Genomic DNA, 14,094 nt, shown 5'->3' on the forward strand with positions numbered 1-14,094 from the left:
CGCACTTTTAATAATATTAAACCACGGTTTTTCCAAAGTTCAAACATACAAAATAGATAAGTTTTCGCCATAGATGGGAGTATAATAGTGATAAAGAATAGTTTGCGCAAATCACATTTCAACGTTGCGTGGCGACTCATATATTAGTCACAAAGGAAGTGAAAGTTTGAAAGCTATTCTCTTCTATATCGGATTATTCAGTGTCTTATTCTTTGAAATGTTCCAGAATGTAGTTTTTACATTAGACTTTACTCTTTACGGTCACAACTCTGCGGTTTGGGATTTGAAAATCGATAACGACAAGCTTTATTCAGTTGGTGCAGATGGAACACTAAAAGTGTGGAACAAAGAGCTCCTGCCACTACAGAGTATCACAACTCACGGTAGTTGGGCAAGGTGCGTTACCGTTAACGACAAATACGTTGCTGTAGGAGGCTATAAGCCTGATAACACGATCAAGATTTACGATAAACATACGATGAAGCTACTCCACACTCTGAAAGGGCACGCTGGCTCGGTCTTTTCTCTCAATTTTCATAACACCATGCTTATCTCGGCTGGTTCTGACAATACAATAATCATCTGGAAGGATTTCAAATTGTTCAAATCTCTTAAAATCCACGACGGATGGATTAGAAAAATTGTCGTCTTCGGTAACTACCTCATCTCAGGTGATGAGAACGGAAGAATCGCTTTTTCTTCACTCGAAGACTTCAATCTCAAGCAGTCCTTCGAATTTGGTTCACAGGTGCTATCACTTCACGCGTTTAAAAATGTTTTGTATTCTGGGTTTTCTGATGGTTCAATGTACAGATTTCGTATAGAAAAGAACACAATAAGAGCTGAGAAGGTTTTATCTTTTCAATCCGCTGTTCAATCGATAGTTGATGATGGGAAATTTTTGTACGTATCAGTTGGAGGTAAAGTTATAGTTCTCAGCGGCGAGAAAAACATTCTAAAAGTAGTGAAAGATTTGGACGTTTCTGTTTCGGAGATCACAGCATTGCAGATAACTGACAACATGATATTTGCTTCGAACAGGGAAGGAGAAATACTCAAGTACTCAACTGACGGAAAATATATAAAAAAAGCTCCCAAGCATTTTTTGTCATCTGCGAAAATTCACGCAAACAAAGATACACTTGTTGCTGGTAGAGAAGATGGAACTATTGAAAGCTACAACGTATTCAGCGGTTTGATGAGGTGGAACTACAAGAATGACGGTAGTTTGAGATGTATCCTCGCACTGAATGAATCAGTTATCGTTGGAGATGCGCTTGGGAAATTGCTTGTATTAAGAAATGGCAAAGTCGAAGGCTCCTTTAGCAACGAAGATGCGATTATAAGTTGTGTCCCTGACCTTTCAGGAAAGAACGTAATCTACCTTGGCAGCCGTGGAAAGATCTTAACTTTGGAAAACATCAATGACAAATGGACACTGAAGACGATTTCGAAAATTCCAGAAGAATGGGCCACGTCAATATACGTTGATGGAGAAATCCTTTACTTTGGCACCAATATCGGTAATGTTTACGTGCTTGACAAAAAGAATTACCAAGCGAAATTGATAAAGTTTTATCCCAGCGCTGTTGTAAAGATCGCCAAAACTGGCAATCATATTTTTGTCTTCTATTTTGATGGGACATATGCTTTGTTTGATGGTAAGTCTTGGAACGTTCAAAGAAGTGACGTATTTCCTCTGTACAGCGGGTTGGTTGCAGATTCACAGATGTACTTAGGTGGTTCGAAATTGAGAATTGGCAACGACACTTTGGAATTCGAAGCCTTTGTAGTTGACCTTGCAAATTTACCGGGAACTCGTCACAGTTTCTTTGCAAGCTTATCAAACGGTGTTGTTCTTCAAATTGAAAATGGGAATGTAGTTCGAAGATTTTCAGGTCAATTAGGTGCAATTTCAACAATTTACGCAAATGGTGTGGTTGCTTGCGGTCATGAAGACGGAAAGGTGACATTGTGGACTTACAATGTTAAGCAAAACACATTTCAGTTAACGATGGTCCTTGATGACCACATTGATTCAGTGAAGAGTGTTGCAAGCTACAAAAACTATGTAATATCTGCTTCGAACGATAGAACTATTAAGATATGGGATTTCAAAACCGGAAAGCTGGTCAATATGCTTATAGGTCATAGTGGTTATGTGTGGAGTATATTAGTAGTTGGTGATATACTTGTAAGTGGTGGGTGGGATGGAAAAGTCATCTTGTGGGATTTGAAGACCTTTCAAAAGCTGAAAACTTACGAATTCCCAAAACTTTCTTTCACCGATATTTTTGCTCTGTCGGAAGAGGAGATATATTTAACAACACTGGAAGGTTTCGTTGTTAGGATTTACAAAGGTCAAACGAAGAAGGTTAAAATCTCCGAACAAACCTTATGGTCTATTGACAGTAACTACGTGGGCAATTTGGCATCATCTAAAGTCAGGATATACACTGCTGGTTGGGATGGCAGGGTGTATATTCTCGATAAGGAACTAAAGAAAATTGGTGAATTCAGATGTCATAACTCGACTATATTTAAAGTCATACATTTTGACCAAAAACTTTTCACAGCTGGGACTGACAATCTGATTAAAGTATGGGACTTGACTGGAGATGAACCAAAAAATATTGGTGTTCATTCGAAATTCCGGCAGTCGATACTCTCCGTTGCACTTTCGAAAACGCTTGGAAAATTGATAACAACCGATGGTAAGAATCTAGTTTCTGTGGATTTGGGAGACATTCCTAAATAAAAACAAATAAAGTATGGGAGGTAAAGACAGCTATGGAAAGGACGATAACAACAGAGGTGATTTTCAACGGCATGTTGCTTACAGTACTGAGAGATGAAGTAGTTTTAGAAAACGGTGCGATGAGTATTCGCGAACATGTTCTTCATCCCGGTGCGGTCGCGGTGGTTCCTGTAACAAGCGATGGAAAAGTTATTCTTGTTGAGCAATATCGGTATCCGATAAAGCAAAAGCTCTTGGAAATTCCCGCTGGAAAATTTGACAAACCAGGTGAAGATGTATTAGAATGCGCTAAGCGCGAGCTGGCAGAGGAGACTGGATATACGGCAAGAAAGTACACGTATTTGGGTTATATTTACACGACACCTGGTTTTTCAAACGAAATCATTCATCTTTACCTTGCACAAGACCTGGTTCCCGGAGATTCGAATCCAGACGAAGACGAAATTCTTGAAGTTCGAATTGAGGATTTGGAAGAGGTCGTGAAGAAATGTATAAATGGGGAGATAACGGATGCAAAAACAGTAGCTGGAGTACTGAGAGCATACTTCAAGTTAAGAGGTGAAAAGTGATGGTAAGAGTTGTTGTAAACGGTGAAGAGAAACTTTTCAGCGCACAGGATTTTGAGAATTTTGGTACACTTTTGAAAGTTCTCTTGTCGGAAGGTCAAGTTCTAAAGAGCCTAAAAATCAACGGTAAAGAAATACCTGTTGCTTATGTGGAAGAACTCAAAAGCGCAAGATTGGATGAAGAATTGTTAATAGAAGTCGAAACGCAAGATGCGGTTTCTTTTTTGGAAGATACACTTCTAGATGTGTTAGGTTACATCCAGCATGTTAAAGAACTTCTGCCACAAGTAGCAAGTAACATAAGAAAAGGAAGAGAAGAAGGTTGGAAAGCAATAGAGGACCTTTCTGAGGGTTTATCATCAATCGAAAATCTAAGGAGTTCGACAGTTCAAATTACAAAGCTGAATGAAACAGAATTACTACTCTCGACAGAAAGAGCAGACGTTTCAAATATTCGCAGAGAAATGGAGGAAGCACGTGATAAAAATGATGCTTCTGAAGCTTCTAACATTGTAGAAAACAAAATTCCCATTGTTTTGGATTACTATATAGAGTATTTTTCAAAAGTGCTGAAGGCACTCTTAAAAGCTAGACTTCTAGATGCGTTAAGTTACATCCAGCATGTTAAAGAACTTCTGCCACAAGTAGCAAGTAACATAAGAAAAGGAAGCGAGGCTGGTTGGAAAGAAATAAAAGACCTTTCTGAGCATTTATCAGTATTCGAAAATCTAAGGAGTTCGACAGTTCAAATTACAAAGCTGAATGAAACAGAATTGGCACTCTCATTAGAAAGAACAGAAGTCTCGAATATTCTCAGAGAAATGCTTGAAGCTCTTGGTAAAAAAGATGCATTTGAAATTTCTGATATCGTAGAGAATAGAATGCCAGTTGTTTTGGATTTCTATATAGAGTATTTTTCAAAAGTGCTGAAGGCACTCTTAAAAGCTAGACTTCTAGATGCGTTAAGTTACATCCAGCATGTTAAAGAACTTCTGCCACAAGTAGCAAGTAGCATAATAACAGGAAGCGAAGCTGGTTGGAAAGCGATAAAAGACCTTTCGGAAGGTTTAGCGGCGATCGAAAACCTCCGGGGCTCAACGGTCCAAATAACGAAGCTCAACGAAACAGAATTAGCTCTTTCAACGGAAAGAACAGAAGTATCGAATATTCTCAGAGAACTTTTGGAAGCACTCGATAAAAGGGACGCATTTGAAATCTCTGATATTGTAGAGAACAAAATCCCCATTGTTTTAGATTACTACATAGAGTATTTCTCAAAAGTATTGGAGGCAATAGGGAAAGTAAACTAATTCTCAATACGTTTTTTGAAGGAGGTATCCTGAATGGATTACATGGAACAAATGGTTTTAACCGCAAGTCCTGCAAAACTTATCGAGTTGCTTTTACAAAAAGCAATAAGCGTAATTGATGAAGCAAAGAACTTCATAGACTCAAAAGACTACAACAACGCAAATGCCAAGATCGTCAGGGCGCAGGATATAATTATGGAACTCAATCTCTCGCTTGATATGGAAAAAGGTGGAGAGATAGCCAAGAACTTGAGAGCACTTTACAACTATATGTACAGAACACTTGTTGAAGCCAACATCAAAAAAGATAAGAAAATGCTCGATGATGTCAAAGTCTTGCTTGAAGACCTACTTTCAACCTGGCGAGAAGCTATGAAACTGGCCGGAAGTACTGCCAGCCAAATAGATGTCAATAAACCAAAGATAAACCTCACATATTAACCATTTTTGAAAAACCATAAAGAGAAAGGTGTGTCGAATGAAAATCTCGTACATCATTTCGAATGTACTTTTTATTGCTTTTGTTGTCAGTCTGCTGGTAGCCATAATATTTTTCGAAATAGGGCTAAGGGCTTTCAGAAAACAGAGCGAAAGGAAGTCAAAAGAGAGCAATTCGCTAGGTTTTAGATGGCTTTTATACGCAGGAGTATTGCTCCTGTTATCTATTGTTTTTTCGTTGATAAAGTTTTAAGAATCCTTTGTTGGTGTTCACTGAAAGATGTAGTATAATAGATATACGACCAGAAAAATGAGTTGGGGGTGAGTTTATGGAACTCAAGTTCCTCACTTTTTATTTAGGTGAAGAAGTGTTCGCAATCAACATTATGAAGGTTGAACGTGTTAAGGAGTACGAAAAGACTACGAAAATACCGAACATTGCAGATTACGTTGAAGGAATAATAAATTTAATGGGCGAAATTGTTCCTATAATCAATCTAAGGAAGAAGTTTTTGATGGAGGATTTTGAAAACAAGGAGAAATCGAAAATTATAGTAGTTAAGCTTGAAAATGGTAAGAAGGTTGGCTTCCTAGTGGATGATGTGAGGGAAGTTCTAACCGTTACCGAAGATACGATAGATGAACCTCCAGCACATGTGGCAGGAATGGCAAATGCAAAATTCATCTCAGGTGTCATCAAATTGGAAAATGAAATGGTACTAACTCTCGAAGTTGATAATCTGCTAACTAGCGAAGAAAAGATTGCCTTGGCAAACATAGGCTGACAAAACCTTGTTGAAAGCAGTAGAGTATTTCAACCGGGGACTTGCAAAAATCCGAAGTTATGATAAAATCTATGTTGCGCTTAGCAATTACAAGTGGGTGTGTAGCTCAGTGGAAGAGCACTTCCCTCACGAGGAAGGGGTCGTAGGTTCAATTCCTACCACACCCACCAAAAAGAGCGGCTAAAAGAGCCGCTCTTTTTTCTTATTTTCATTTCTTGTTTGTCCAAACAAGCCAAAGACTTCTCATTACAGAGAAAAGCAGATATATGACCAAAGTAACAAGCACAGTTGTAATTTCCCTGTAAAACACAGTGTATATGGGCGTTTTAACATGACAGAACGAATTGAATATCGATATAAACCCAAATGTACCGAAAAATGTTAAAACTCCGCTTATGAATTCATTCTCAACATCGTTTGCAATAAAAAACATCGGTAGGAAGAAAAGTTCCTTGAACCTTGGTCGTATAATAAATATGTTTTCAAGAGTTAATCTTATTTTTTCTTCGAAATCAAGCACGTATCCGTAATTCCCACTACGCATAAGCATATAGGTTATAGCCACTGCGCCAAGTACGCCCGCTGTTATAACATGCCATCGTTTTATACTATGTTTCTGGTACATGTTTCTAAATATGAGAAGACCAACGATTAGCGGCAAAGTGACTAAAGAGATTTTAACCCCCCGATAGACTTCCAAATCGTTCAAATATTCGTACGAATATAGTGAAAAGTTGGTGAGCAGTCCTAATACGAAAATATTAGCAACCTTCGTGAACTTGTTGTTGGATGCAAAGTACGCGGCCAATGTACCTAAAATGCTCATAACGGAAACAAACAACCAGTAATTGTTGAAAAAGGCAAAAGCAAGTATACTGAACGGTGCTTGTAAGCCAACGTAGATTCCAAGCAACACTCCGAAGACTTTCGAATTCCAACTGGTATTATCCGGACTAGGAACTTCCGAGGAAACCTGGAAAAAGTCTTTGAACGATTTTAATGCCTCGTCAACAACTTTCGATCTTGGTAAGACTATGACCTCAATACTTCTTTCCACCACCGCACGCCAGAGACGTTTGAAAAGCGAGAACGAATCGTATCTTGGTAACTCTTTCGGTTTCACATAATGTACTTTCACTATTTTCTTGTAACCAGTAATCTTGTAGAAAGCTCGGACAAAATTGGGGTCTCCATAAAACTCCATTATTCCAACATACCGTTCGCCTATCTTTTTGTAAAATTCTTCAGGTTTTTCTTCGACCCCTTCCAAAGGTATCACGAGTCTCACATCGTCGTTAATCTTCTCATGACCTGTGTAAAACAGTATCGAAGGATCATCGGTGAAAAAAACGGAAACAGTCAAATTATTCTTATCGTTTGGTATTCTAAGAAGTACGAGAACTGAAACCAAGAGTGCGAAAACGGTGAGAACTATGTTGATATATTTCTCGTTCCTCGGAAAGAGGGGAAGCTTCAAAATTAATCACCTTCCGCTTCTAAGAGTTTCAAAACAAGCTTTAAATCCTGGCTCAGACTAGCTTCAAACCTGTAATGCTTCCCATGGAAATCAAAAGACATAGACTTGCAATGCAAAAAATGTCTTTTCAAGTTGTACTTTTTTGAAAAGGCTCTGTTCAGCCTAAAATCACCGTAGTCGTTGTCACAAACTATCGGGAATCCTTTTGCTGCTAGGTGTTTACGAATTTGATGCTTCCTCCCAGTTTCTATGCTCACGTCAAGCAATGTCAAACTTATATCTTTCCCGTCAAGTTTTGTTCTAAATTTCCGAACGGGTTTTATATGTGTTATTGCTTCCTGACCGTCAACAGGTATGTCTATTCTCTCCATTCTTGGGGAACCGAAAGCTAAAGCAACGTAGTTCTTTTCCACATCGCGTGAAGAAATTTTCTCGCTGAGTTCCCTTGCGACTTGTCTATTTTTCGCAACGATCAGAACACCTGATGTCTCCTTGTCGAGTCTGTGCACAAGAAAAGGTTCAAATCCCTTCTGTGAACCATAGTACTTTAACCCTTCTATAAGCGACGGTTTATTAATGTTTTTCCCCGGATGAACAGAGATACCAGCTGGTTTGTTAACGACTAGGATATCTTCATCTTCAAAAAGGATATCCAAGCTAATCTTTGCAGGTTTTATTTCTTTATATTCGCGAGTGTATTTCGAGAGGTCTTCATTTCTAACTTCAACCCTATCGCCAATTTCTAATTTCGCAGATGGTTCTTTAACACGCTTTTCGTTAAGATATACTTTCCCTGTTCTTATCAGTTTGTATATTACACTGAGCGGAACATTTTTCAAAGCATTTCTCAAAAACTTATCGATCCTTGAGAAGTAATTATCCTGGTCAACTATCCAAGAACTTTGCACTGTATTTTTCAAAGAATTTTCCTTGCTTTGAGGTGTTTTATCCATGCTTCACACTTGCTCCTTCCCAGTTTCACAACAAATGCTTATCGAGTAATTCTGAAATAATGGCAGAGGGCAAACTCGAGAATTTTCTGAAATTCTGCTCATATTCGATCTGAGCTTGCTCTTCACTTGTGTCAACTATAACCTTCAGTGCGCAAAACTCAACACCGTTTTGATAGCACACCTTCGCTATAGCTGCACTATCCATATCAACTGCGAACGCCCCGTACTTTTCGTACAACTTAGTCTTAGTCTCCCTATCACTTACTATGACGTCACCACTTACAATTGGTCCAAAGTTTATCTTATCGTAAACATCCGATATTTTTTCTAAGAGCTTAGACGAACTCTCTATCTTAAGTGTGGTGTAAGATTGAAAATCATGTTCGTAAAAAACCGTCCCACAGACTAAATCTCCAATCTTCAATTGTGGATGGATAGCCCCCGCCGAACCACAGTGTATAATGTAGCTTGGCCTAAACTTGTCGATTATGGCTTGTGCTATCATGGCACTCTCGACCTTACCAACAAAACCGTATATCGTAACCACTTCATTACCCCCAACTATGCCTCTCGAAAAGTTCCTTTTCACCAATTCACCATTTTCAAGTAGAGGTAACATTTCGCGGAAAACACCAATTATCTCCTCGAACGCCAGTAACAACAACCATAAAATTCACCTCGATTAACTTTCGACGTGCACACAGACTCTATTCAAATAATTCAAAATCGGTATATCATACAACCACCTTTGTAGTGCACCTAAGATACCTACTTTCCACCTCTAATAGCGATGTGCAATTCCACATCTTCAGTAACAAACAAGCTAACTGGTAGCTTTATTATTAAACCTTCCGCAGTTATTTTCATGTCTCTACCGGTTATCACTGTAGGAGGTGTAATATCAATTTTATATCCAAGTTTTTCAAGATTCATCGCGATGCTTCCAGACGTCATGTTACCAAGTTCACCTATAGCGCTTAGTGAAAGTTCGTCAAGTGTGTTATATTCCATCATCATCATTTTTGAGACTATTTTTAACGCTGTTTCTTCATTGAACGAATAAACAAAGTTACCTTCGATATCTCCTATAAAACCTATCACGGTCACTATATTGTACTTTGGTGTGATGTCTTTAACAGCCTGAGGCTTTCCAAATTGCGCCTGCATTTGTAGAACGGACTCGTAAGTTCCTTGTGCCGCTGCCAGAACTGAGTTAACGATCCTCACATCAACCATCTCTTAACACCTCCCAAAATCTTTCAAATTGCGTATCATAAGTTAACTTCCCATGCTTTCCTTCTGAAACTTCTTTAAAGAAGAGGATTTTTGCTCTCTCGTAATCAATTTGCCCACCTTTCTTTAACAGTCCACGGGAACGTCCAAATTCTTCCAAGAATTGGTACAAATCTTTCTGGACTCCAGAAGCTAATGCGTAAACGCTGAATGCATGATCAAAAATTTCATCATCGATGTTCTCCAGAGGCAGCGAACCAATAAGCAAAAGCTTTGCTGCAATATCTTTTGAAAATATCTCAGAGAACAAAATTCCCGGAGAATCCAAAACTGTGAATCCCTCAACGTTAACCCACTGAACACCACGTGTGATACCGGGTTGTGCACCAGTTTTCGCTTTATGCTTACCCAGTATTTTATTTATTATCGTTGACTTTCCAACATTAGGAACACCAACAACCGCTATCCTCGGATTTGCGTACTTTGTAGGAATCGACTTTAGAAAGTTTAACAGTTCTCTTCTGTTCGTCTCTTTATTTACCAACAAAGTCGGGTAAGATTTCGATATTTCAGAAACCCATTCCTTGTTGTACTTTGGATCTGCTAAATCGGATTTATTGAGCAAAAAAACACACTGCTTGTCTTTAAAAATCTTCAGCTCAAAGCTTGTCGTTGCAACGGGGGCACGTGCATCAAGAACGATAATAACGATATCTATCTTCTTAAGATTCTCCTTGATCTGCCTTTTCGCCTTTTGAACATGACCTGGATACCATGCTTTGACGTGTTCATTTGGTTGATGTACCATTTAACCCTTCCTTCCTCTGCTCTCTTCTCTTATTTACTTGGTATAACAAGCGTTCCTACGTTCTCACCACGGATTGCTCTAAGTAAGTTGTTATCCTCAAAAAAGTTCATAACAAGAATTTTCATCTGGTACCTTTTGCAGATAGAAAACGCCTCTGTATCCATTATTTTCAAATTCTTCTCGATGGCTTCGTCGTAAGTGATAACATTGTATTTTACGGCATCGTTGTAAATTTTCGGATCCTTGTCGTAAATTCCGGAAACTTTTGTACCCTTTATCAACAGTTCCGCTTTCATCTCAACGGCCCTAAGCGCTGCACCAGTATCCGTTGTAAAGAACGGGTTGCTTGTCCCGCCTGCAAAAATAACAATGTATCCTGCATCGAAGTAGAGATCTATATCGTCGTAATTTATCAACTTCACACTTGGCAAAGTAACAATCTGAGAAACAACGACAGTTTTAATTCCTTCGTTCTCAAATCTATCCTTCAAATAAAGTGCATTGATAACCGTTCCGAGCATACCTATTTGGTCTGATATCGTTGGCCTCAATCCTTCGAAATCTCTACCTCTAAAAAGGTTACCCGCACCAATCACAATTCCCAGTTTCACACCGTACTCAGAAACGGACTTTATCTCCTTGATTAGATAATTGACGTGTTCCTCACTAAACCCTTTTTGCGCTTCCCCACTGAGTACCTCCCCACTAAGCTTTAAAAGAACCCGCTTGTACATCTATCATCCCTCCAAGAGTATGACGTTTTTCTTGTTACTGAAAAATTCAAGTATTCTCTTCTATCGCTTGTTAAAAGTATTATCTGCCTTAATTCAGCTTCTTCATCCAGATACTTGCACACCCTTTCTAACCTTTCATCATCTAAGCGAATCAACGTGTTATCTATAACTAACGGTAAGCCATCGTCGTAAAAGGCCTTATAAAGTGCGTTCTTTATACAGAACACCATAAGGTCTTTCGTAGAACCGCTCAAGAATTCCTCCGGATTCTTCATATCACCTTCAATAATCAGTCTCACGGACAGATCTGGTAGGACTAAGAATTTCTTTTCAGCACCGGCAAGCCTTGTAAATAATCGAGCAAACTCATCACTGAATAACTTATGGTAGTTTTCAACAAAGCTCATAAGTCTTTCGTTGAGGAATCTATTTACCTCCGGTATTTCGTTGATTATGCTGGACATTATCCGTGCTTTCAACTTAAGCTCATCTAACTTTCGGAGTAACTGCTGAAGGTGGCTGGAATCAACATCAATGCTCTGGTAGAGTCCTTTAACTTCTTCAAGTTCTCTTAGGAGAGAATCCTTTAGTGAGGAAAGTTCACGAAGCGTTGCCTTCGTCTCGCTTATCGAAGGTTGAACGTCTTCGTTCTCTTTTTCTTCCAGTGCCTTTTGTAATTCAGTAGTTAACGTCTTTTTCGTACCTTTGAGTTCCTGATAACGCTCAAATTGAGACTTGAAGTTTTCGACATCTTCTTTGGTTATTCCAAACCTATTTAAAATCTCATCAAGCGCTTCTGCAATTGCTTTGTATTCTTTTTGAATCGATAGATACTCTCCGCGCAATTGTGAAAGTTTTCTTTCAAGTGATTCTTTCTCGTATACGATTTCCTGAACCTCACTAAATATTCTTTGCAGATTCTCAACAGCTGAAACTATCATCTGCGCCGCACCTGATACTCCAAATTTATTGAGCTCTCTTATGATCTCTTGTTCTATATCTTTCAGCTCATTGAGTTGCCTTTGCCTTTCTAAATTCTGCGCTCTCCATTCTAAGAACTCTGTGTATTTTTTTCTTAGTTGTCTGATATTCGTTATACCGTATCCAGAAAGTACCTTCCAGATGGATGGTTGCTGTGGCTGGTTCATCGAAATCTCGACTAAGCGTTCTTGAAGGATCTCCACAAGCGCTGTTTTTCTTTTCCAGTTCAACATAAGAAACACTGCAACTGCAAGGAAAACAGCTGCAGGGACATACATGAAAATAGAAATACTCTTGAAAAGAAGTCCAAGGACAAACAACACAACACCAGCACTGGCAGAAACTATCGACAAATCCTTCGAGTACTTAGATATCTGTTCATTCCTTTCTATTTCGTTCTGCAAACTCATTTTTGTAGATTCGATCTCACTAAGAGCTTCTCTGAATCTCTGCTCTTCTTCCTCTGCCCGTTCCAAGATGTTCTCATTTTCCAGGAAAAACCTCCAAAGTGGATCTTCATCGGTCATATTTCCAACTCGCTCACTATACATCTTAGCAAGCAGTGAAAGGTGCTTTAATCGAAGTCCGACGCTTTCCAAATCATCAATGGAAGAAGCTCCAAGTTGCCTAAGCCTTTCTCCTATATCCTTGTTCTTCTTCTGAATCACTTCGTTCACTTTCTTTTCCTCGAACTCCAATGTTTCCAGTTGAGCTTTGATGGAGTTCAACCTGTAAATGAGATTTTGAGCTTCCTCAACGGCACCAATATCAACTGATTCAATCCATGAATATTTCGACAATTCCAATTCAACAACCTCAATATTTCGCCTTAGTTGCGATATTTTAGCCTCAAGCTCTGATTTTCTGGTAGTTCTCAATTCTTCCAGTCTGTTCTCTAAGTTCACAATCTGCTGTTGAACATCTTTGATACGCCTCTGTAAATTTTGTACCTTCAGGAACAAGGAGTTCTTTCTTTTTATATTCTCCCCAATAATCGATATCTTTTCTTCTGTGTCCCTAATTTGTCCTGAAATAACATTAAGGCAGCTATTCATGTCAAGCGTTTGAATTCTCTTTATCGCTTCTCTCAGAATACGACCTTCAGAGGTTTTCTCGGTCTTTTTCTTAAGTCTGCTTTCCAAAATTCCCCTGTCTATTTTCACTGTTTCAAGTTCATCATCCTCCATTAAGAATGCCACGTTTTCAATTAAATTCAGGTCGTACTTTTGCACCTCTCCACTGTCTTCACCAAACACATAAGTCCCGTCAGAAGTTTCAAGATAACCACCGAAAACTTCATGCCCCCAGGGTTTAAATTTGATCGCCTCGTTTGTAGGCTTTGAGAGTGTGTATAGCAAAAACTTTGCCAGCGTGGTCTTCCCACTCTCATTTGGACCATACACAACATTCAATCCGGGTCCAAATTTGAATGCTGCATTGATAAACTTTCCAAAGCCATCTATGTGGGCTTTTTTTATAAGCATATTTCTTCACCCCTGATGAGCTTCAGGACAAAGTATCTCTGGTTAGTTGTTCTTAATGAGCTCGTAATTTCTGATTCAAAAAAGTTCCTTGGCATAATCTCAACTTTTAGTGCCTTAAATTTATCTTCCAGATCGCGCTCGGTAAGGTTTTCGAGCAAGTAAAAACATTTAGTGTATTCGCATTTAAGATTTTTCTCGTCTTCGACGTTTACCAATCCTATCGTTTCAACATTATCGACAACTGCAACCTTCCCATCAACTCGGATATGAGGTAGGTTATTAACAGGAGAACTATCGAATTCCACAGGTTCTTTTCCAAAGTCTAATTCAAAGTCCTCAAAGATATTCCCCAGAATTTTGTAGACTTCTTCCAGCACACCAAAACGTCCAAGTGCGTTGTAAAATACGAACTTGGAACCTGCGTACATCTTTGATAGCTGCACCAAGAAGTTCAGCTTGCACTGAAATATCTGTTCTTGAAAATCCGAAAATCCCTCGTAATATTCGAAAAGTGAAATGTTGTTGACCTCTACAACCACCGTTTATTCCTCCCAACGGAATATTTTC

The 14,094-nt window shown here is 38.9% G+C and carries 13 protein-coding genes and 1 tRNA gene; 6 read left to right on the forward strand and 8 right to left on the reverse strand.

The window, feature by feature from the left end; genetic code table 11:
• The first annotated feature begins 166 nt into the window (after positions 1-166).
• The 6 genes from CBS1_RS02655 (at position 167) to CBS1_RS02690 (ending at position 6,027) form a co-directional block, all read left to right on the forward strand.
• Positions 167-2,758, forward strand: coding sequence for a WD40 repeat domain-containing protein (locus tag CBS1_RS02655; protein ID WP_090221839.1), 2,592 nt, complete (start codon positions 167-169; stop codon positions 2,756-2,758).
• A 32-nt stretch (positions 2,759-2,790) separates the two neighbouring features.
• Entirely contained in the window at positions 2,791-3,327 is a 537-nt protein-coding gene (locus tag CBS1_RS02660) for an NUDIX domain-containing protein (protein WP_033191766.1), read from the forward strand.
• Complete coding sequence (locus CBS1_RS10615; protein WP_241685553.1) at positions 3,327-4,634, forward strand: hypothetical protein; 1,308 nt, start codon at positions 3,327-3,329, stop codon at positions 4,632-4,634. The genes CBS1_RS02660 and CBS1_RS10615 overlap by 1 nt, the downstream gene beginning before the upstream one ends.
• A gap of 33 nt (positions 4,635-4,667) precedes the next feature.
• Positions 4,668-5,075, forward strand: a complete 408-nt coding sequence (gene fliS / locus CBS1_RS02675; protein ID WP_033191768.1) for a flagellar export chaperone FliS — start codon at positions 4,668-4,670, stop codon at positions 5,073-5,075.
• 326 nt (positions 5,076-5,401) lie between these two features.
• Positions 5,402-5,857, forward strand: coding sequence for a chemotaxis protein CheW (locus tag CBS1_RS02685; RefSeq protein ID WP_033191770.1), 456 nt, complete (start codon positions 5,402-5,404; stop codon positions 5,855-5,857).
• Between the two features lie 95 nt (positions 5,858-5,952).
• A tRNA-Val gene (locus CBS1_RS02690) sits at positions 5,953-6,027 on the forward strand.
• 38 nt (positions 6,028-6,065) lie between these two features.
• On the opposite strand, the gene CBS1_RS02695 is transcribed toward CBS1_RS02690, so the two are convergent.
• The 8 genes from CBS1_RS02695 to CBS1_RS02730 all read right to left on the reverse strand — a co-directional run bounded on the left by CBS1_RS02695 (position 6,066) and on the right by CBS1_RS02730 (position 14,066).
• Positions 6,066-7,334 carry a DUF5693 family protein gene (locus CBS1_RS02695; RefSeq protein WP_033191771.1) on the reverse strand — a complete coding sequence of 423 codons (1,269 nt, stop codon included), beginning with the start codon at positions 7,332-7,334 and terminating at the stop codon, positions 6,066-6,068.
• Positions 7,335-7,336: 2 nt separating this feature from the next.
• A complete protein-coding gene (locus CBS1_RS02700; protein WP_084384048.1) occupies positions 7,337-8,287 on the reverse strand; it encodes an RluA family pseudouridine synthase in 951 nt (316 codons plus the stop codon).
• Positions 8,288-8,312: 25 nt separating this feature from the next.
• The gene (locus tag CBS1_RS02705; protein WP_241685554.1) at positions 8,313-8,951 is read right to left on the reverse strand and encodes a 5'-methylthioadenosine/S-adenosylhomocysteine nucleosidase; all 639 of its coding nucleotides are present in this window, start codon (positions 8,949-8,951) and stop codon (positions 8,313-8,315) included.
• A gap of 104 nt (positions 8,952-9,055) precedes the next feature.
• Positions 9,056-9,523 carry a chemotaxis protein CheX gene (locus CBS1_RS02710; protein WP_090221836.1) on the reverse strand — a complete coding sequence of 156 codons (468 nt, stop codon included), beginning with the start codon at positions 9,521-9,523 and terminating at the stop codon, positions 9,056-9,058.
• A complete protein-coding gene (locus CBS1_RS02715) occupies positions 9,516-10,328 on the reverse strand; it encodes a GTPase (protein WP_033191774.1) in 813 nt (270 codons plus the stop codon). Before CBS1_RS02715 ends, CBS1_RS02710 begins: the two co-directional genes overlap by 8 nt.
• Before the next feature lie 29 nt (positions 10,329-10,357).
• Entirely contained in the window at positions 10,358-11,062 is a 705-nt protein-coding gene (gene pyrH, locus CBS1_RS02720; protein ID WP_033191775.1) for a UMP kinase, read from the reverse strand.
• Positions 11,041-13,527, reverse strand: coding sequence for an AAA family ATPase (locus CBS1_RS02725; RefSeq protein WP_090221833.1), 2,487 nt, complete (start codon positions 13,525-13,527; stop codon positions 11,041-11,043). Before CBS1_RS02725 ends, pyrH begins: the two co-directional genes overlap by 22 nt.
• A complete protein-coding gene (locus CBS1_RS02730) occupies positions 13,518-14,066 on the reverse strand; it encodes a hypothetical protein (protein ID WP_033191777.1) in 549 nt (182 codons plus the stop codon). Before CBS1_RS02730 ends, CBS1_RS02725 begins: the two co-directional genes overlap by 10 nt.
• Between the last annotated feature and the right edge of the window lie 28 nt (positions 14,067-14,094).

The organism is Fervidobacterium changbaicum, from assembly GCF_004117075.1.
Taxonomy (GTDB): domain Bacteria; phylum Thermotogota; class Thermotogae; order Thermotogales; family Fervidobacteriaceae; genus Fervidobacterium; species Fervidobacterium islandicum.